19 protein-coding genes are annotated in these 19,972 nt (G+C 49.1%); 5 read left to right on the forward strand and 14 right to left on the reverse strand.

Annotation, left to right across the window (positions count from 1 at the left end; all coding sequences use genetic code 11):
• Positions 1-16: 16 nt before the first annotated feature.
• Both DWB84_RS08170 and DWB84_RS08175 read right to left on the reverse strand, forming a co-directional pair.
• Positions 17-460, reverse strand: coding sequence for a hypothetical protein (locus DWB84_RS08170; RefSeq protein WP_187409274.1), 444 nt, complete (start codon positions 458-460; stop codon positions 17-19).
• Positions 461-973: 513 nt separating this feature from the next.
• Positions 974-1,621 carry a hypothetical protein gene (locus DWB84_RS08175; protein WP_187409275.1) on the reverse strand — a complete coding sequence of 216 codons (648 nt, stop codon included), beginning with the start codon at positions 1,619-1,621 and terminating at the stop codon, positions 974-976.
• A 111-nt stretch (positions 1,622-1,732) separates the two neighbouring features.
• Between DWB84_RS08175 and DWB84_RS08180 the strand changes: the two genes are divergently transcribed.
• The gene (locus DWB84_RS08180) at positions 1,733-3,118 is read left to right on the forward strand and encodes a hypothetical protein (protein ID WP_187409276.1); all 1,386 of its coding nucleotides are present in this window, start codon (positions 1,733-1,735) and stop codon (positions 3,116-3,118) included.
• A gap of 104 nt (positions 3,119-3,222) precedes the next feature.
• Here DWB84_RS08180 and DWB84_RS08185 read toward each other — a convergent pair whose 3' ends face one another.
• From DWB84_RS08185 to DWB84_RS08200, 4 genes are all read right to left on the reverse strand, one after another.
• Entirely contained in the window at positions 3,223-3,657 is a 435-nt protein-coding gene (locus DWB84_RS08185) for a DUF2846 domain-containing protein (protein ID WP_187409277.1), read from the reverse strand.
• 79 nt (positions 3,658-3,736) lie between these two features.
• Positions 3,737-4,579, reverse strand: a complete 843-nt coding sequence (locus DWB84_RS08190) for an SGNH/GDSL hydrolase family protein (RefSeq protein ID WP_187409278.1) — start codon at positions 4,577-4,579, stop codon at positions 3,737-3,739.
• Positions 4,580-4,869: 290 nt separating this feature from the next.
• A complete protein-coding gene (locus tag DWB84_RS08195; RefSeq protein WP_187409279.1) occupies positions 4,870-6,609 on the reverse strand; it encodes an endo-1,4-beta-xylanase in 1,740 nt (579 codons plus the stop codon).
• A 508-nt stretch (positions 6,610-7,117) separates the two neighbouring features.
• Positions 7,118-8,236 carry an OprO/OprP family phosphate-selective porin gene (locus DWB84_RS08200; RefSeq protein ID WP_187409280.1) on the reverse strand — a complete coding sequence of 373 codons (1,119 nt, stop codon included), beginning with the start codon at positions 8,234-8,236 and terminating at the stop codon, positions 7,118-7,120.
• A gap of 654 nt (positions 8,237-8,890) precedes the next feature.
• On the opposite strand from DWB84_RS08200, the gene DWB84_RS08205 reads away from it, so the two are divergent.
• Positions 8,891-9,985 (forward strand): DcaP family trimeric outer membrane transporter, encoded by a 1,095-nt coding sequence (locus DWB84_RS08205; protein ID WP_222868094.1) that lies wholly within the window; start codon positions 8,891-8,893, stop codon positions 9,983-9,985.
• A 56-nt stretch (positions 9,986-10,041) separates the two neighbouring features.
• On the opposite strand, the gene DWB84_RS08210 is transcribed toward DWB84_RS08205, so the two are convergent.
• The 6 genes from DWB84_RS08210 to DWB84_RS08235 form a co-directional block, all read right to left on the reverse strand.
• Positions 10,042-10,704, reverse strand: a complete 663-nt coding sequence (locus tag DWB84_RS08210) for an exonuclease domain-containing protein (protein ID WP_222868095.1) — start codon at positions 10,702-10,704, stop codon at positions 10,042-10,044.
• A 12-nt stretch (positions 10,705-10,716) separates the two neighbouring features.
• The gene (locus DWB84_RS08215; RefSeq protein WP_187409282.1) at positions 10,717-12,576 is read right to left on the reverse strand and encodes a DUF294 nucleotidyltransferase-like domain-containing protein; all 1,860 of its coding nucleotides are present in this window, start codon (positions 12,574-12,576) and stop codon (positions 10,717-10,719) included.
• The gene (locus tag DWB84_RS08220) at positions 12,576-13,118 is read right to left on the reverse strand and encodes a hypothetical protein (RefSeq protein WP_187409283.1); all 543 of its coding nucleotides are present in this window, start codon (positions 13,116-13,118) and stop codon (positions 12,576-12,578) included. Before DWB84_RS08220 ends, DWB84_RS08215 begins: the two co-directional genes overlap by 1 nt.
• Before the next feature lie 64 nt (positions 13,119-13,182).
• Positions 13,183-14,949, reverse strand: a complete 1,767-nt coding sequence (locus DWB84_RS08225) for a sodium:solute symporter family protein (RefSeq protein WP_187409284.1) — start codon at positions 14,947-14,949, stop codon at positions 13,183-13,185.
• 3 nt (positions 14,950-14,952) lie between these two features.
• On the reverse strand, positions 14,953-15,216 hold the full coding sequence (locus DWB84_RS19005; protein ID WP_187409285.1) for a DUF4212 domain-containing protein: 264 nt from the start codon (positions 15,214-15,216) through the stop codon (positions 14,953-14,955).
• A gap of 254 nt (positions 15,217-15,470) precedes the next feature.
• Positions 15,471-15,752 (reverse strand): hypothetical protein, encoded by a 282-nt coding sequence (locus DWB84_RS08235; RefSeq protein WP_187409286.1) that lies wholly within the window; start codon positions 15,750-15,752, stop codon positions 15,471-15,473.
• 46 nt (positions 15,753-15,798) lie between these two features.
• Between DWB84_RS08235 and DWB84_RS08240 the strand changes: the two genes are divergently transcribed.
• Entirely contained in the window at positions 15,799-15,933 is a 135-nt protein-coding gene (locus DWB84_RS08240; RefSeq protein WP_187409287.1) for an entericidin A/B family lipoprotein, read from the forward strand.
• 383 nt (positions 15,934-16,316) lie between these two features.
• On the opposite strand, the gene DWB84_RS08245 is transcribed toward DWB84_RS08240, so the two are convergent.
• Positions 16,317-17,120 (reverse strand): PRC-barrel domain-containing protein, encoded by an 804-nt coding sequence (locus tag DWB84_RS08245; protein WP_187409288.1) that lies wholly within the window; start codon positions 17,118-17,120, stop codon positions 16,317-16,319.
• A 668-nt stretch (positions 17,121-17,788) separates the two neighbouring features.
• Here DWB84_RS08245 and DWB84_RS08250 point away from each other — a divergent pair.
• Positions 17,789-17,926, forward strand: a complete 138-nt coding sequence (locus tag DWB84_RS08250) for a hypothetical protein (RefSeq protein WP_187409289.1) — start codon at positions 17,789-17,791, stop codon at positions 17,924-17,926.
• Positions 17,927-18,056: 130 nt separating this feature from the next.
• On the opposite strand, the gene pspF is transcribed toward DWB84_RS08250, so the two are convergent.
• Positions 18,057-19,055: a phage shock protein operon transcriptional activator gene (gene pspF / locus DWB84_RS08255; protein WP_187409290.1), complete on the reverse strand. Its 999-nt coding sequence runs from the start codon at positions 19,053-19,055 to the stop codon at positions 18,057-18,059.
• A 237-nt stretch (positions 19,056-19,292) separates the two neighbouring features.
• Between pspF and pspA the strand changes: the two genes are divergently transcribed.
• On the forward strand, positions 19,293-19,949 hold the full coding sequence (pspA, locus tag DWB84_RS08260) for a phage shock protein PspA (protein ID WP_187409291.1): 657 nt from the start codon (positions 19,293-19,295) through the stop codon (positions 19,947-19,949).
• Positions 19,950-19,972 lie beyond the last annotated feature (23 nt).

Below are 19,972 nucleotides of genomic sequence, written 5' to 3' on the forward strand. Positions count from 1 at the left end.
AGCTCCCTTTGAAGCCCTACCAGCACGCTCCCTTTTTATTAGGCTCCGATGGCTGCCAGCTCAGAATTTTGTAGCCAAACTTTAAGTGTACGACACCATAAGTACTGCAAACTTTGTCCAAGGGTTTGCCGTCGGATTTGAGTCTGTTAAGGGTGAATGTTATCAGCGTGTAATCCTCTATATGAGCTAGGATCTTGGAGTTTTCTATTACAGACTTGGCATATCCCTGTTCAACCAGCTTCTTGTGCAAGTCCCCCACGTAATCACCCGCTTCAGCGGACGAATCCGGGATATGGATATGATGACCAAAAATAAACTGCGGGCGCTCAACAAAATAGCCGGTCAGATCCGCATTTTTGTCGAGATCCTGTAAATACTTCTCGATAAATGGCTTGGCATCATGCGAGAGGGCGGAAGTCGATACTAACAGACCAAAAACAAGGGCAATGGTTTTTTTCATTTACTGCTCTTTCAATGTACCTGAGGAGGAGAAGTATCTTTCTCCATAAGATTTCATGGATTTCCTGAATCTGTCTTATTGAGATTCTTTTGTGTTTAAATCCTTTTGATAGCATACATCAATTGCTTCAGCCGGATTTGTCAGAGTAGGAGAATTTACCCGTGAATTCCAGCGCAGCTCATGCGGCTATCAGAAGATGGAGTATATTTTTCTTTCACTGCTTGCAACACCGTCTCATGCTCATAAATATGCTTGAGTTCATATTTCTCAGTCATTATTTTCAGTGATAAATCTTTTTACATCCGCGACACCGTCATTCAGTGGAAGTCTTGCCGAACTTCCGCGAAGGCTATTTCATCCAGTGACAATGGGGTCGTCGGAATCTGGAAAATGGTCCTTTTGGAGAATGTGCTTTTGCCGGAACCGGCATTTCCCAGGATTATTATTTTCATAAAGCTTTGCGATCATTGATGACGCTGCACTCATACGCGAATATTTGCCGATTCGCGTTTTTTACCGTTGCAGCCTACGTGATACATAAAAAACCGCCGCAGCCATCACCCAAGCTGCTCCATTAAGAAGTACTGATACAACCAACATAGTCCATTCAACCCGGTTGCCCGGATCAACCAATACGCGCGGTACATGCAGAAGACAAACAAAGCTGGCGAACATAAAACACAATAATGGTGTGGCGGTTCGCATGGCAATGCCGCTGATAAGGCTTAATCCAGCGGCTATATGACCGGCTCCGGTGAGATAAGTAAAAAATAAACGCGCAGGAAACCAATCAGGAATCATCTGGGAAGCCGGTTCGGCATAAATAAAGTGAGAGGCGCCGCAGCCAATTAAGCCGATGCCAAAGCCGATGCGCGCAAAAATAAAAGTTTGACGGTCGAAAAATCGTGAGCGGCCATCCGATCGCAGCCATAAAAGTGCAATACCCGCGGTCGCCGGCAGCAGAAATTCCGCCGCGCCCAACCATCCATCTTTAAATAGCGCAGGAATATGAAACACCAATAACCAGGCCCAGAAAATTACCACAAGCGTGTTTATGCCAAAATTCCGCAGCTGGGGCAGGAAACACAGCAATCCGACCGCAATAAACAACAATCCCGTCAATCGCGCCAACAATGCCCGCTGAGGGAGATTTTCTGGCACTGGCTGCCAGCTGTAGGCAAAGTCTCCAGTGATTAAACAAAGCGCTCCAATTATTGCTGTTGTGGACGCAAGCAAAACCCAGCCGACGTTCACAGCTCGAGAAATGGCATTATGGGTGCGGTCCAGGCGCTTGTGGCGCGTTATCAAGGTGTGACGGAACCTAGAGCCAGCCTGAACCTTTCACAGACAGCTGAATTATTCGACCTTACTGTGAAGACCAAAGATGGCGATACAGTTACGCTCAGCATTAGCGCCAATGTTTTGCTTAACGAAAAAGAAGGTGGTACCTCGCTGGCTAACGAGTCCAATTTTTCGTTTGTGGTTGCGGGAACTCTCAGTGACAGTGAGCGTGAAGCCATAGATGCCCTGGTGCAGCGTCTGGGCGATATTGCAGGTGCTTATCAAAAAGACGGCTGGACAGATGTGGAGTTTTTGGATGTTCTGGACGGCGATGTGATTGCGGGATTGGATTTCAGCATCGCCGGAGAGGAGAACAACGCGTTGACGATTGCCTACAGCCTTAATGCGGATGCAGGTACGCACACATTGGCAGTCAATCAGAATGATTATAAGTACGAAATAGATGCGGAAACGATTCTTGCCTCGACTGGGTTGGCGCTGGAGGACAATGATGTCTATCTGCAATACCAGCAAATTCTAATCGACACCGCGCGATCCTATAAGGCGGGGGAATTTTCGGGCGGCGTAAGAAGCGTGGATGCTGCAGAATTTTTTCTCGATGGATTGGAAGCTATTCTTACGCCACTTACACCCGATAAAAACGGTGGCACAAAAGCACCGAAAGCTGATGTAGAAGATACGACCAGAAACACCGGCAACGGCACAATTAACAGTGATAAAAGGAATTATCAATCCGACCCAGGCTTCGCGAAAGAAAACGTCCTGCCGCGGAAAAGTGCCGCGGAGAAAGAATTTATAAGCGGAATTCCCGACTTCTGCGCCAGCTTTAATAGCCCGCGCTTCACGCCCAATGCCTCTAATCTCGGGGAAGTTTCGCAAATGAGCTTAAGCATGGAACAGGTCACAGAAGTCTCGGTTAGCCCGGGTACCGGTAAATCCATAGAGCAGCGCTACAGTTACGAGTCGGTTGTCAGCCAGCATTTTGGCATTGGACGCGATAGCGTGGAGCATGCAAATCTGGCGGATAAAAAGCAGCCCGGCGGACAAACTTATTTATACGAAGTGGTTAAGCAAGCGGAAACTTTAACTCGAACATTGGACATGGACACCAATGGCCATGCGCTGGCCTACCTCGAAGAAAAAGACAGTGAGAAGCTCAAAAGCACCAAAACTGTCGAGAATGGCAATATCAAGGATATCAAAGAAGAAGATCTAACCGATCCACGGGCAAATTACTCTTACGCTTTACAGGCTGTAACGGACGTGCCATTGCGAGCGGCACAGATCCGTGATTATGTTGATATTCAGACGCTGGAGGAGGCGGTTAAATTAAAAGGCATCAATTTTTATTCGTAGTGCGTTATTTTAACTGGTGAATACCGCGTAATAGGGGCTGATGACGCTATTCGCCAGTTGGAGGTGGAAAACAAAGTGCGCCTGAAGCTGTGCAAGCTGCGGTATTAATCCTTTAAAGGTTGGTAGCGGAAATTTTGGTTATTCAACATTTTCTGAGCTTCATCGGGCAGTATTAGGAAAAAGACATCAGGATTTCCTCGTTTAAGCCGAAAGAAATAGGTCTTGCCTTCTTCCATGGACACAGTATCAGCTCTGAAAGTAGGATTTTTCTGCGGGCCTGTGCTCACTACATGGGTTCCTGGCGGAACATCGGTATACGCAAAGCCATGATTGTTCAACATCGCAAATAATTTCCCGTCAACATAAAAATGAGATGGCCAGGCTAAGCCTTTTAGTGCTGGTGCGCGTAATACAACTACGCGAGATTTCCCGCTTTCGATGGTTTGGGGAATTTCTGAGTAAGTTGGCCCGTCCAGTGTGGCGCATGAGGTTATAAAAAGGCTGGTAATAAGAAGGCAGATTGATTTGGGTGATTTCATAGATTACCTAATATCTAAACAGCTCCGTCTTTCTGGAAGCCCGCAGCTAAATCTGCGGGCTTTAGGTTGAGGCATTATCTTAATTGATATCCACCAAATGCTCATAAATGGCATTAAACCACTTCGCCGCCATACGTGCATATCCTTGAGCATTAGGGTGGATTCCGTCGGCGAGTTCGTTACTGGGAAAGCCTGTATTTTGGTCGACGAAAATTACGTTTTTGCCTTGGTTGATTCGCTGGTTGACCACATTGGCAAGTTCCGAGTTGTATTGATTCACATTACCAGCCATTGTTGGCCAGGGAATGATGTTGGAAACCACGATCAGCGAATTCGGCAAGCGGGTAGTCAAATCATCGATCAAGCTGCCAAGGCGATCGGGTGCGCCGGATGGGCCGTTCCACATGTCGTTGGTGCCGGCGTGCAGCAGAACTATATGTGGGCTGTCTTTCAATGCCTGGTTTCTTACCCTGTTATGAATTTGTGCGATGGTTTCGCCACTGACGCCTTCGTGATTTTTCGGGAAGGGAACGCCAGCAACCGTGTTGGGACCATTGGAGAAATTGCCGACGAAGGTAATATCAAATCCTGCTTCCACAGCCTGCCTGAACAGTTCTATTCGATAACCGCCGCCACCGGAAACTCCTAGGCCATCGGTAATGGAATCACCAAGAGGCAGAATTTTGCACGGAGCATTGGACGGACAATATTTCGATACAGCCCCCGATGAAGATGAACTGCTGGATGAGCTGGAGCTGCTTGAGGAGCTGGAACTGCTGCTCGAGGAACTTGAACTGCTGGAACTGCTTGAGGAGCTGGATGAAGAACTTGAAGAGCTTGACGTGCTACCACCGCAGGCGGTGAGTAATAGGGTACAAATTAAAGTAAAGCTGACTGCGCACACCGAGTTTTTTAGATGCATGGTTTTCTCCTAATCCTATTGGTTTTGTCATATTTTTAATTTGACTAAATAGTCATTCGAAAATGATTTTTCAGCCTTTTTTGTTTTTTTATTTATCGGGTCTATCGAAGCGAAAATAGGAAAAAACTTCCGGTCATTTTTCCTATTTTTGATGGGGTGGCAAAAATGGAGGAGAGAAAAGATAAATTTAAATAGTTATAAATCAGACAAATTTGGGATTTTGGGGTCCTCACCCTGAAATAAAAAAGGGCGCATGATGCGCCCTTTGGGTTTTGATAATTGAAGGAAAATTACAGACCTTGTAATGCTTCCTTCACGCCTTCGTAGGCTGGTTTTTTCTGCAGGCTGCCGTTCCACAACAATGGCCAATCGGGAACGGTTTGACCGTTGTGAGTTGTGGAGGAATACCAGCTGTCGGAGTCGGCAATACCCCAGACGGTGATACCACCGCGACGATTGGCTGGAACAGTGTCCATATAGGCTTTGATAATTTCCTTATAGCGCTGTTTCTGCGCGTTCAAACAGCTGTTGTCGCAGGATTGGCTGATGCGCGGCGGAGTGGCGTACGGGTTGTTGGTACGTACGTCGATTTCCGTCAGTTTGATTTTCAGGTTTGGATCCAGATCCAAAATCTTCTGCCAGGCGGCTTTGATATTGGTGATACTCGGCCAGTCAGGCAGCACGTGCATCTGGAAGCCGACGCCGTCAATCGGTGCGCCCTCTTGCAACAGGTAGGTGATCAGATTGACCAGACCATCGGTTTTATTGCCGTTTTCTTCTGTGTTGAAGTCGTTGTAGTACAGCAATGCGTCAGGGTCAGCCGCGCGCGCGGCTTTGAAGGCTTCGACAATGTATTCCGGGCCGTTGTATTGGGTGTAGAACACGGAGTGGCGATAGTACTCGGTTACCGGAGGTGTGGATTGCCCGGTGGTGTTGTCGGCGGGGTCAAACAATGCCTCATTCACTACGTCCCAGCTGAGCACTTGGCCTTTGTGTTTGGTCGCCACGCTTTGCACGTGGTTGATGAATTTGGTTTTGAAATCGCTGCCTGGGGTTTTTGCCCAGCTTGGCAATTGGTAGTCCGGGTGCCATACCAGTGCGTGGCCGTGAACGCTAAGGCCATTCTCTTGCGCCCAGGCAATCATTTGATCCGCGAGGGTGTTGGAGAAGTCGGTTTCGTTGTAGTAACTCATCTTCATCTGGTTTTCAGCGCTGATCTGGCTGAACTCGTGCTTGACGATATTTTGCCGTGGAGAGCTGCTGAGGAAGTTGGAGCCGCCGGATACGGAAACCGCAACGCCAACTGGGAAGTTCACCAGGGTAGCAAGACCTTCGCCGGTGGGCTCTTCTGGATCTGTACCTGGATCAGAAACTTCGCCATAAACCACAAAATCGTCGGCGTAGAAGCTGACTTCCTGGCCTTCGTCAAAGGTTTCGATAATGAAGGATTCGAAGGTGCCTTGAGGGACATAGGTGCCTGAAAGCTGAGCCCACTCGCTGGAGTTGACGGTAGCGGTGGCAATTTCGGTGTATTCCAGATAAGTCTCGGGGTCGCTGTCATCCACTAATTTGCCGGTCAACTTGATGACGGTTTCCGGCTGTTCTGCAGTCAGTTTTACCCAAACGGAGACGTCGTAAGCGTTGCCTGGAGTCAATTGGACGTTAAAGGTTGCGCCGTGCCACGCAGCCGAGCGATTGCTGACCAGAGCGCTGCCTGAACCGCCGTGTTTATCTTCGGTCGTGCGAATAACTTCTGCCCCTCCGCGACCACTCCAGTTGAGGATGCCGTTTTCCACATCGCCATTAACAGCTTGGTTGGTGCTGCCGCTTGAACTTGAGCTGCTGGAAGAACTTGAGGAACTGGAAGAACTGCTAGAGCTAGATGAGCTGCTAGAACTGGATGAGCTAGAAGAACTTGAAGAGCTGGACTCCTCTACAGCGTCGCATGCGGCAAGAGCACCCACGAGCAGCGCGACACAGCCATATCGGCTAACGGCCGATACCAATGACTGAAAAAGGGGTAAAGACATAAGAGAATTCTCCTGAAGGGCTTAAATTATTTTTGATCCGTAAAAAGGATTAGGGCGCTTTGATGGCTGTTGTGGTGACTCTGAAAATATTATTAAGACGGCGGACTGCCTGTATTGTGGGTGCTGGTGGACAATCGCCGTCATTTATTCGCCATGCAAAGCGCCATCCTTTCAGCTACAGCAAAAAATCGACAAAATTCAGGCGCCAATGATACTGGCATCGCATTTCTGGTCACAATACAAACAGGTAACTTGTGAGGTTTATCAAACTATTTCAGAAATTGCGGTCTCGAATGTTAAAAAAATGCTTTTTTAAAGTTAAAAAATAATCTTCGTGTCGGGCGAAACAGATTGGCGTTAGCGACAGATTTTCTGTCGGAAAAGACGGGATGTGGTTAAGAACGGATTCCTGGAAGTAAAAAAGCCGCCAGGGGATGGCGGCATATGCATGACTCTAGAGCAAACCCTTGATTAGAAGCGCGGGCTGGTGACCGCGTTAACCAATGGATCAGAATTCGTATTGAGCGCGGAAAATCGCCGAGCGACCTTTGCCGGATTCGATTTCTTTCGGGCTATCCACGTCGGATTCTGCAAGGTTCAGCATCAGTTTGACTCTGCCAGTCGCATAATAGTTCACGCCCACCATCAGCGTATCTGCTTGCAAATTGCGGTCGATATCCGCCAATTCGATCTGGCTGTAGCGCGCAACCAATTCCCACGCACCCGCTTCACCCGTCGGCTTTACGCTGCTAAATGAGCCTTTTTTGTAGGAGCGGCTGTCCTGGGTGAGGAAAAAGCTGGCGAGAACGTAGTAACCGGAATAGGTGGTATCCGGAATCGGGTCGCCAGTGGTTTGCTCTTCGATTTTCTGTTCCATCCACTCGGCTTGTAAGGATGCGCGGCCAAACACCGCGGCACCTTCAAGCGAGTACTGGCTGATTTTGTCAGCGTTGATGCGTCGACCTTCAATAATGCTGCCTGCAGCATCGACTTCGAGCGATTCATTGATGCGATGCTGATTGCCCTGCATATCCCGCTGTGAACCACTGAAACCCAAATGGATCAGGCTGGTTTCTGTGAGCAGTGGGTTATAGGTCAAACGAGTTGTCAGGGCATAGCCGTCCAAACCATCTTCGTCTTCAGACGTGCGGAAACCGCCGAGATTAAAGGTATAACGGTCGCTGTAACGGGAGACCAACAAGCCGTAATTGCGACCGGGCTTAAAGGATTCGGTCACAATACTTCTTTCCGCGGTGTTAATGCTCTTGGAGCCGGTGGTATTTTCCAGGCCAAAAGGTTCTTTCATTTTGCCGAAAGTGAAATTCGCGTGCGGCCATTTAGTATAGCGGACATAACCATCAGTGATGCTGACTTCGTTGTTATCGTCGTCGATATCAATTTCGAATTCCGCTTCCCAGCCTTTTTTGGATTCGTGTTTGAGGCCTATGCGGGCGCGTCGAATTTCCCATTCACTCCCTTTTGCCTGATCGTTATGAGCGCCTTCGAAATAGGAAAAGCCGGTTTGCAATACGCCTTTTATTTCAAAGTCTGGTGGGGTAGCTGCTAGGGCACTGAGTGGAGTTGCGGCCAGGCCAACTAAAGCAAGACCTAGTTTTGTTTTAGTCATAAAAGCTCTGATGGTTGATGAATGTTTTTAAGCAAATAAGGCTTATGGTGGAAGAAACGACAGAGACTGTAAAGGTTCGTCGGGGTGCAAACAGGTAACTGCATCACACATGACAGGATTGTAATGTGGGGGAGTTTGGACCACAGAAGTGCACTTGGCCTTTAAAGCAGGGTCCGGTTACTTAGCCTCTAGCTTCTTTTATTGATGGAGGCGATAGGACCTGATAGTGAGATGGATGGCGTTCGTCATATGGTCAAACGGATAATTTTCCTGCTTGCGTGATTATTCTTCTCCCTGTCGATCATCATGGATTTTCCCTCTTCAAAATGTTCCCCTTCGTTTTGTTGGTGCGGAGATTTTTCGGTTCGCCATTAAATTATTGATGTGTTAATAAAATAGATGTTGAAAATATTCTGAATGAGGTGTGTTATTGCGCGTTGAGGTAATGGTAAACAGGAGCTGTGTGTTTCAGGAGTTTTGCATCGTGGAGTTGTTGTAGTTGGAAAAACAAAATCGGAAGTCGCATCAAAAAAATGACCGCGCCTAGTTGGTTTTTGAGAAGGCTTTCTGGCAACAATCGAGAAGAGGCAAAATATGAAAATAACAAGGTTAAACTCTTGGTGGGCAGGTGCATCGGTTGGAGTTTTCTTTAGCATGGCTGCGGCCTCTGCTTATGCACAAACGGCGAATACCACCTTCAAAATCGGTGGATTTGTGAAACTGGATGTCATTTCCAGTGGATATGATGACGGAGATCTTCCGGCTGGCAATTTAGGTCGGGATTTTTATGTGCCGTCCAGTATTCCAGTCGGCGGTGAAAACGAGAGTCGCGATATCGATTTTCACGCTAAGTCATCCCGAATAAATCTGGAAAGCAAGACCGAGATTGACGGGCACACCATCGGCGGTTTTGTCGAATTCGACTTTTTAACGCCCAGCGGCGGCAACGAAAGAACCACCAATGCCTATCAGCCGCAACTGCGCCACGCCTATCTCACCTACAACAATTGGTTGTTCGGTCAGAGCTGGACCACTTTTCAAAATGTTGCTGCCTTGCCGGAAGTTTTGGACTTTATTGGCCCTACCGACGGTACAGTGTTCGTCAGACAAGCGCAGGTGCGCTATACCCTCGGCCCTTGGCAGTTCTCTTTGGAAAATCCCGAAACTTCCATCAACCAAACGGATATAGACGATGACGCACTGCCGGATATTGTTGCCCGTTACAACTGGGCGGCGGATTGGGGCAGTCTTTCAGTGGCGGGAATTCTGCGCGATCTTCGTTATGACGGAACCTCTGAAGGCAATGGCTTTGACGATAATGTCACCGGTTATGGGGTAAGCGTTGCGGGCAAAATTCCGCTTGGCAGCAATGGCAACGATATAAGATTTATGGTCACCACGGGGACCGGCTTGGGGCGTTACGTAGCGCTCAATGCAATTAACGATGCAGCGATTGATGGCGATGAATTGGAAGCGCTGGATGTGACATCGGCTATGGTGTCATACCGCCAGGTGTGGAATTCCAAATGGCGCTCCAATATCAGCCTCTCCCTTTTGGAAGGTGACGATAGTAATTTGATTGCGCCAACCCAGACCAAAAGCACTCAGTCCGTTCGTGCCAATATTCTCTATTCACCCGTCAGCAAAATTACCCTGGGTGCAGAATTGATGTATGCCGAGCGTGAATTGCAGAATTCTGCGAAAGGGTCAATGAATAGGTTGCAGTTTTCTGCCCGCTATGACCTATAAGATTTATGACCTATAAAATTTATGTTTTGCAGCCTCTCCCTGGCCAGGGGGAGGTATCAATTTGACTGCCGCAATATTTCCCCCACCGAAAATCGCGAGCGGCTGATTTGCGCGAGCAGCAGTAATGCGCAGCCGTAGGCATCTTCCAATGCGTGATGTTCAACTGCGCTTTCCGGCAAACCATAACGTTGCAAACAACTGCGCAGTTGCAGAGCATCTTGGCTAAGGGCTAATCCCTGGCGTTGCAGGCGCGATTGTTCGATCGCCAAGGTATCAATAAAGGTTAATTTGGCTTTTCCACCGAAGCAACGCTGAATTGCACTGCCGAGAAATGCGCGTTCGATAGGGGCGTGATGGGCAACAAAAATGTATCCAGCGTACCGCTCCAACAAATCCGTGAGTACATCGTGAAGGCTTTGCGCATTTTTCAAATCGCTATCCAGCACCCCGTGAATGGTTGCGCTTTGGCCGACGCTGACAGGGCAGGTGACAAGATGGTGATTCGCTTCGCCGAGAATGATTTCCCGTTGTCGAATCGGCAGCCATCCAATGCTGATAATATGATCTTTGCTGGCATCCAGTCCGGTGGTTTCCAAATCCAATACCAGAAGAGGGCAGGTGGTAATCGGTGTTGTGCGATCGGGAATAGGAGTGGAATTGAATTTTTTCAACACGGGCGCCATAGCGTTTTCGTGCTGACGGAACCAGTTGAATGCCACGCGACACCTCCTCTATAAGTCCCGGCAAAATCGAAGTCGCAACGCTGCCTGGGCTTGGATGATCACTTGGAAACTGTCTTTCAATTGTTCGCGCTGCAATACATGCAATTGCTGCGGGTTGATCAAATTGCTTGGGCGGTGGGAGCTGACCTCACCCGTGGGTGGTACTTCACCGGCAGGCGACAGGTGCTGTTTGTGCTGCCGCCAGCGCAAATTGGCAATAACCTCAAATGCGTCCAGGAGATTTTGTCCGTCCTTTTCATCGAGAATTTTTTGCTGCATCAAACGCTGCAAGCGTTCGCGCGTGCTGACAGTGCTGATACCTGCTGACAAAGCGTAAACTCGCGCGATATCGGTAATCAGACTGAGGCCGCGTTTTTTTACATCGACGCCGGATTCACCGTCCGCATTTTTTTCCAGAATAAAATTTCTCAGCATGCTGAGCGGCGGTGTGCGCTCCAGTGCGGCGTTGGCGAGATGAAAGAAAAATAACGAATTCTGCACCACAAATGGTTGCAACCGCTCATGCAGTTCTGCCACTAAACTCAAGTCGCCAGCAATTCCTCGCGCATCGAAAAAAATTACGGAACCCAAAATGGATTCCGCATCGGGGGAATGAATGAAATTCAAAAATTTGCGCATCCAGCCGTCGAGGCTCAGACGCAATTCCGGATTGCTTGCCATGATATTTCCGGGACACAAGGGAATGCCGCAGCGCGCAAGGCCGCTGCACACAAAATCGGCGAGCTTGGCAAAATATTCTGCCGCCTCCTCTGTGACTTCTCGTTCCAATAACAAAGCGTTGTCCTGGTCGGCGTTGATACTTTGGTCCATGCGCGCTTGCGAACCGAACGCCAGCCAACAAAAGCGACAGGGTGCAGGACCGAGTTGTTCTTGTGCCAAATACACAAGGCGTTGTGTGAGTGCGTCTGTGATCAGGGTGATGATATGGCTGACTTCATGACCCGGTACTTCCTGTTGCGCAAGATCTGCCAGCAGAGCCGGTAATTGCGCGGCGCTTTGTTGCAAACTTTCAATATCCATTTGGTGATGGATATCGCTGATCACATAGACCGGATGTTTTTGCTGTGCACGGATAATATCGGTGAGCGTAATCATGCCGTAACTTTTGCCGCGGTCAGTGACGGGTAAGTGGTGTACGTTGTGCCGACTCATGGTCAACACAGCCTCAAACACAAACGCGCTTTTTTCCACGCAACGCGGCGACCGACTCATGATGTTTTCAACCGGCGTAGCGGTATCGAGTTCTTGCGCCACAACCCGGCTGCGCAGATCCCGGTCGGTAATAATGCCGACCAATTGTCCTTCTTCCTCCACCAATAACGACGACACACGATTTTCCGTCATTAAACGCGCGGCGTCGGCAACACTGGCGCCCGGCGCAATCACCACTTTTTTGGTGGAAATGAGGTCCTCGATCTTTACGGTGATGCGGGGATTGGTATTGGGCTCGTGGTATTGATGTAGTGCTCGCCGCGTCAGCCCTTCGAAATATCCTTTGAAGTGTCCGCTATGATGCAAGCATTCGTGAAACGCTTCGGCCGTGAGCCGATAAATCAAACCGTCTTCTTCGCACACCAAGCGGTCAGATTGCACGCCGGGCTTTATCAGAGCGTCGTAGCCGTAACAATCGCCGGAGACTAATTGGGTGTGGCGGTTGTTGTGTTCGTCAATCAGAGAAAAACGCCCAGAACGGATGATCACCAGGCGCCCGGTTGGCGGGTCGAGAATTTCTTCAGAAGTGCAATAAAGAACCGAAAGGTGGCGAATGACGACTTCCAATGTCGCAAGGTCGAGATAACAAAAGGGCGCGGTATCGGCGAGAAATCTGTGGATCTCCGACGGCTGCATCAGGTATCTCCGATTCCAGTGAGGGCTCTGCGGCAGACAGTATTAAGCAGAGCATCATCTGCAGACAAGCGGAACCATTGCTCGCTGAGTGATTCTCCCTGTTGGGGGATCTGCAGTTGCTCATTGAAATCGGCGCGCGCGTTTTGGCCGCAGTGAAAAACCTGATGTACCCGTCTGGCCGACATACGTCGCTCGAACAAATAAACCTCCGCGAGTACCAGGTCTGGATTGATGGTGTTGACGGCGGCTTTGCCAACGCGCACGGCAATAAAACGCACGGTTTGCGGATAGAGATAACTCCAGGGACGCCAGGGGGCAGCCTCTTCGATTTGCCGGACCACTGTGACGTCATTCGGCAGCAGGCTTTTTTGATGGGGAAACCAGTTGTATTCGCTGTAAATCTGAAACGCCAACATAGCCCCGCCTGCAACCGCAGGAATACCCCAGCGCGGCAGTTTCCAGCGAGTGATCATCCGGACGATCAAAAGAACGCCTGCGGCACCCACGCCGGCAAAAAGGGTGGCGATAAATTCCCAAAACATGAAGAGCCTTAAATAAAAAGGGCTTTCCCAGGAAAGCCCACGATTGAACGAATGTATATTGCTTTTAGTGGCCTGTAGCGGCTCCAGCGCCGCGCGGATAACGGACGCTTTCGACCAATTCCTGAATCTTTTTCGGTGGCGGCGCGGTGAAAGCAGAAACCGTCAGAGCGACCACAAAATTGATCACAGCACCGACTGCACCAAATGACAATGGGGATATGCCCAGCAGCCAATTGGCTTCGGTATTGGCGAAGGTAGCCGTGCCGGGGATAAAGAACCAGCCGAGGTACAGGAAGATGTAAACCACGGTGGAGATAAAGCCGGCGAGCATGCCACAAATCGCCCCGATGCTGTTTACGCGCTTGGAGAAAATTCCCAGCATCAACGCCGGGAAAATAGACGCGGCGGCAATACCGAAGGCGAGCGCCACCACCTGCGCGGCAAAGCCCGGTGGATTGATGCCCAGCCAAGTGGACACCACTATGGCCACCGCCATGGAAATCCGCGCCGCCAGCAATTCGCCGCGATCACTGATATCCGGCTTGATCCAGCCTTTGATCAGGTCGTGACTTATCGCGGAAGAGATCGCTAACAACAAGCCTGCGGCAGTGGAAAGTGCCGCAGCCAGACCACCTGCGGCAATCAGACCGACAACCCACGCAGGCAGGTTGGCAATTTCCGGGTTGGCCAAGACGATGATGTCGTTGTTCACAGTCATCTCATTGCCGTTCCAACCACGCTCCTGAGCGGTTTGCTGGAACGCGGGCGCGTCGTTGTAATACTGAATGCGACCGTCGTTGTTTTTATCCTCGTATTTAATCAGTCCAGTGGCTTCCCAGTTTTTGATCCAATCTGGCCGGTCTTCGTAGCGAATGGAGGCCTGTTCTGCGCCGTCGGGATAAATCGTCGTCAACAGATTCAAACGTGCCATGGCCGCCACCGCCGGAGCGGACAAATATAACAGTGCGATAAACACCAGCGCCCAACCGGCGGACCAACGCGCGTCGGCCACTTTGGGAACCGTAAAAAAGCGGATGATTACGTGGGGCAGACCTGCGGTACCGATCATCAATGACAAGGTCAGCAGAGTCATGTTCAGCTTATTGGGAACATCTGCGGTGTAATCCTGAAAGCCCAGTTCGCGCACAACGCTGTCCAGTTTTGAAAGCAGCGGGACACCCGATTGAGTGTGGTCTGAGAACAAACCGAGGGGAGGGATGGGATTACCGGTCAGGTGGATAGAAATAAAAATCGCCGGAATCGTATAAGCGATGATCAGCACTACGTACTGAGCGACCTGAGTGTAGGTAATGCCCTTCATGCCGCCGAGCACTGCATAGAAAAACACAACTATGGCGGCAATGATCAATCCCGCAGTGCTGCTTACCTCCAGAAAGCGGGAGAACGCCACGCCCGCGCCGGTCATCTGGCCGATTACGTAGGTCACCGAGATCACGATCAAACACACAACCGCCGTTAAGCGCGCGCCTGAGCTGTAAAAACGATCGCCGATAAATTGCGGCACCGTGAATTTGCCGAACTTGCGCAGATAGGGCGCGAGCAACATGGCTAGCAGAACGTAACCGCCCGTCCAGCCCATCAAGTAGGTGGAACTCCCGTAACCGCCTGCGGAAATAATGCCGGCCATGGAAATAAAAGATGCGGCAGACATCCAGTCAGCTGCGGTCGCCATTCCGTTGACCACCGGATTGACCCCGCTGCCTGCGACATAAAATTCTTTGGTGGAGGCGGCGCGCGACCAAATGGCAATCGCAATGTAAAGCGCAAATGAGCCGCCCACGAACAGCATATTGATGGTGAATTGGCTCATAGATCAGTCCTCGTGAACGTCGAATCGTTTATCGAGGGCGTTCATGCGCCAGGCATAGAAAAAGATCAAAACTATAAAGGTGATAATTGACCCTTGCTGGGCAAACCAGAATCCCAAATCAGTACCGCCAACTGATATGCCCGCCAGCAGCGGACGCAAGAGAATGGCAAATCCATAAGACACTAATGCCCAAACAATCAGGCACCCCAGAATCAGGCGCAGGTTGGCGCGCCAGTATTGCTCAGCACTACTGTTTTTATCGCTCACATTCGACTCCTCGGTATTAACGTTATTGTTGATTCGATGAATGTTGTTTTTGATGTTGCTGGCCGGAATACGAACCGGGTGTTCGTGACGTATGCTTCGTTGTCTGTGTGTCACCATGGCACAGATTAAAAGCGACGACGTGTTGAGTCTAGCACTGTCGTTTAGCGAGACAATCCATTTTTATTGACCGTCGGCCATTTATCGATAATCGGCTCCCGGCGAAACGGAATTTCTTTTCCATGGGAAGCATATCTTCAGTAGAACAATATCTCCGCCAGATCGCGCATTTGAAATTCTGGCGCCAGCGCATTTGATGTTGTTATGTAATGCTGCTGTATATTCCGTTCCTGCTGCGCTAGATCATCTACGTTCTGTTTTACAAAAGCTTGCAAAATTCTCTCAGACCCTTGGTGGTTTTTTGCTTTTGTGCTGCGACGGGAATGTGGTTCGCAACATTTGACAGGTATTTTCCCGGCGGATTTTTCGAGTTCGTAATGCAGGCATGCTAATTGCGTACGGGCAAGCTCGGTTGACATGAAAATGAAAGAGCATGTCACCCATAACTCAAACGGAGGATTAACAATGAAAACTTGGCTTATGTGTATTTTGTTGGGCATTTTTTCAGTCTGCAGTTTGACTGGCTGTGAAACCATGGAGGGCTTTGGGCGCGACGTCGAAAAAACTGGCGACAAAATTGAAGATGCTGCCGACCGATAAACGTGTCTTCAATGTGGATTCATTAAATTCGGAACACTTTGGCGCTTTTTGATTTAGGCATATTTTAAGTGCCAACAGGACAAGCGCAATTGAAAAAGTGTCCGCGCCATTAGGGGGAAAAGGGGGCGTTGGCCATGTTCCTCAGGCTGTTAAACCAATAAGGATTTCTGTGCATCGAAGGGTTAGTGACTGTATCGAAATCTAAAAACCACATTGATGAATCCACTTATTGAAGCACCCTCTGGGTGCTTTTTCTTTTCGGCGGCTTCACTTCTAGTAGGCTGAATACATTTTCCAGTGGATTGGTATCAGGTTACAGGCTGCTGGGAGACTAAAGAAAAAGGCAGCTTGCGCTGCCTGTAAAGTAACTGTCAGGGAGGAAATTATTCGTCGTCGACTACACTGCTGTAACGACTTTCGTCGTATTTGAATTCCTGCGAATCCTTAATTTGAGCTGCATCTAATTGCGTTTCCCAAATCAGTTGATTGCCGGACAGTCTTACGGAGTCCAGCGGGACCACTACTTCTTTTTTGCCTATACCCATAAAGCCGCCGGCTTTGACCAGCAGTGCGCCGGAGCCGTCTTGCGATTGAATAACCTGCGAGACCTCACCGATTTCTTTTTGCTGCAAATTAAGAATTTTGCGGTTAGCCAAAGAGTTGACCGGCACTTCCTGCAGCTCGGCACCGTCGGAGCTCAAGTGAACTACTTGCCCCGAATAGGTTGTGCCGCCGGTAATGCTACCCGGCTGGGCATTTTCGGAACCGGCGGCGAGAGAGCTATCTTCACCAAGCGCGCTGTCTTGCGAGCTATCGCTGCTGATCGCGCCGTCGGTAGGGGAGGGGCGGTTGGTATCGGATACGCCTGTGTCGTATTCGCCTTTGCTTTGCATGCCTCGGTCACGCCAATTTTGATCGCTTACAGCGCCATCATCTCCGCGGCGGTTGGTGGTGCGGTTGGAAGTAATTCCGTCGTCTGCGGAACTGGTTCCAGCGCTGGATGGATCTTCACCAAATGAATTTGGCTGATTGATACCATGGTCTTGTTGAGGATTAGTGTTGGGTGTTGCTTGGTTAACTGTATCGCCAGTTTGCGCGGACAAATTAGCGCTTAACAAAAGCAAGCTGCTGACCATTGCCGCTGAAACGCCGCGCAGCAGGAGAGATTTTGTTATTGAATTGTTCATAGTGATCTCCTATACGTTTATCAACGTAAGATTTCAAAAAATGCCTGCCGAAATAAATTTCCCTTGTAACGCTGGGCTAAGGTGCACCAGATGCTTCCATTCCAAAGCTCGATGCAAAGCACGCGCCATGCTCGTAATGACTGAATCTTCCTGCATTTGTCGTAAATATCGCCACAAACATCTATTGCGAAGCCGTTTGCTATTTTTTGGTGCCACTTGGTTAATTTTTGTATTTGTATGGTGTGCAAGCTTTGTAAGCCTTACCAAATAGAAGAGAAACTTTTTGAATATGCTGCGTCTTGTAAAAAGCTTTAAGCTTTGATTGTGTTGTGTATTTTCATTTTGGCGAAAAATAATTGGTCGAAATGGAACAAAATGCGAATGAGTAGCTCGGCTGGAATACAGGTTGCTATTAGCTAGTCAGGCTTCTGTTATTGGTGCTCAAAGTTTTTACGATGGAGGCTCTTGGGGTTTTAGAGCTTTGCATTGGGGTTGGCATTTACCTTCATCGTATTTGTATTCCTGCAGTGTGAATCCATTAAGCAGTGCGTGAATCCATAAATGGTGATGGAAACTTTAAAGCCTTGGGTGCTCAAGAGGCGCTGTTCAATTTGTTTTCATGAGGTTGTTTTACGTTTGTAGCATCATGTGATGATGGAGGGCGTGGTATGTCTAGAGAAAAACCTTACAAAGCAATTACGACGTTTGTTGTGGTGGCCGCCACGGCAGTAATGATTTTTTATTCCGAGCAAGCAATGGCTGGGCAGAAGAATTCATTTCAGGTTTGTGTTGTGCAACAGGGATAATTTCTGGTGGGGCGTTGGATGTCGCATGGCCGAATCATTTTGCCGAAAGGAATCATCTTTGACAAAAATCATCATTGGCAAAGAAGATGTCGGGTGACAAGGATGTCACCCAGAAGCCGTTTCTGGTCAATTAAATAAGTTTATGTTTGCGCAATTGCGAACGCAGTTGATGATAAGTCAATTGTAGAAGTTTTGCGGCATCTCTCTGATTAAATTTGGCTTCTTCCAAGGCGCGCGTCAAATAGAGTTTTTCCTGTTCCCGGCAGTGGTCTTTGAAGTCGACCGGCAGTTTTAGTTTGGTAATGGATTCCGCCTTTAATTCCTCAGTCGCTTTTTGTTTAGACTCGGTCGCTGGTCTGAAGGGCGAAGCAAACGGATCCAAAATAATTTCATTAATCATCTCGTCTGTGTCGCGGAAACGATAGACACTGCGCTCCACTGCATTCTTTAATTCCCGAATATTTCCCGGCCAGGAATAATTCAATAGCATCGATTGCGCGCGAGTGGAAAATCCGGGGAAGTACGCCATGCCGAGTTCTTTGCAGAGGGAAACGGCAAAAAATTCCGCAAGTAGCAGTATATCCTCTTGTCTTTCACGCAAAGGGGGGAGGGTAATTACATCAAACGCCAGGCGATCCAATAAATCGTGGCGAAATTTGCCTGCTTTCGCCAGGGAGGGCAGGTCTTCATTGGTGGCGGCGATCAGGCGAACATCTGCATGTTGGCTGGTATTGCCGCCGACCCTTTCATAATCCCCGTACTCAATAAAACGCAGGATTTTTTCCTGAGTCCGCAGCGACATAGTTGCCAATTCATCGAGAAAAAGGGTTCCGCCATCGGCGCGCTCGAAGCGTCCCACATGGCGTTTGGAAGCGCCGGTAAAGGCACCGGCTTCGTGGCCAAACAATTCGGATTCGAGCAGTGATTCACTCAACGCTGCGCAGTTCATTTTGACCAGCGGCTTCATCCATCGGTCCGACAGAAAATGCAGTCGCTCGGCGATCAATTCTTTGCCGGTGCCGCGTTCGCCGACGATCAGTACCGGCCGGTTCAGGCGGGTGAGCTGCGACACGTGCTCCAGCACCGCCAGAAAAGCGTTGGATTCGCCCAAAAGCTTATGTTCGGTCATTGAATGCCCTGGTTGTATATTCGATAGGCTATATTAGCCAACCTTTAGCTATTTTGGCTAAGTATTAGCGGAAATAGTCAATAAGCTGTGTGAATATTAGGTGGCAATAATAATAAAAATCTTTTAAAAACAATAGGTTGAAGGATTTCTATGGTTTGGCACAAAAGCTGTAATAGCTCCCGCGTCACATGACGTTCATCCGAATCTGCCATACACATAGAGTCAAGGAGCATAACCATGGGTATCTTCTCCCGTTTTTCCGACATCATTAACTCCAATATCAACGCGCTGCTGGACAAGGCCGAGGACCCGGAAAAAATGGTCCGCCTGATCATTCAGGAAATGGAAGAAACCCTGGTGGAAGTGCGCACGGTTTCTGCCAAGGCGATCGCTGATAAAAAAGAACTCACCCGCCGCAAGCAGTGGTTGCTGGACCAGGCAGATACCTGGCAGAGCAAAGCGGAGCTGGCTTTAACCAAGGGGCGGGAAGATTTGGCGAAAGGTGCTTTGGCTGAACGGCTCAAACTTGTCAACGATGCGCAGGCGGTGGATGTTGAATTGGAAACGTTGGAGAACAGCCTGATCGAATTGGAAAATGAAATCAGCCAGCTGCAACAAAAAATCGCCGAAGCGAAAACCCGGCAGAAAACTTTGGTAATGCGCCACAACGCTGCTACGTCCAAACTTAAAGTGCGCAAAACCTTGAGCGGAAATTCAGTGCAAGAGACTTTGTCTCGCCTGGAAGGTTATGAGCGCAAATTGGATGAGCTGGAAGGTCGAGTGGAATCCTACGATCTGGGCAAAAAATCATTGGCCGATGAAATCGATCAACTGGCCAAAGATGAGGAAATCGAAGCCCAATTGACAGCGCTGAAACAAAAGCTCGGCAAGTAACATCATCAAGTTAAAAGGAGATC

Origin of the sequence: Saccharophagus sp. K07 (genome assembly GCF_014336955.1) — a bacterium.
Classification (GTDB): domain Bacteria; phylum Pseudomonadota; class Gammaproteobacteria; order Pseudomonadales; family Cellvibrionaceae; genus UBA5868.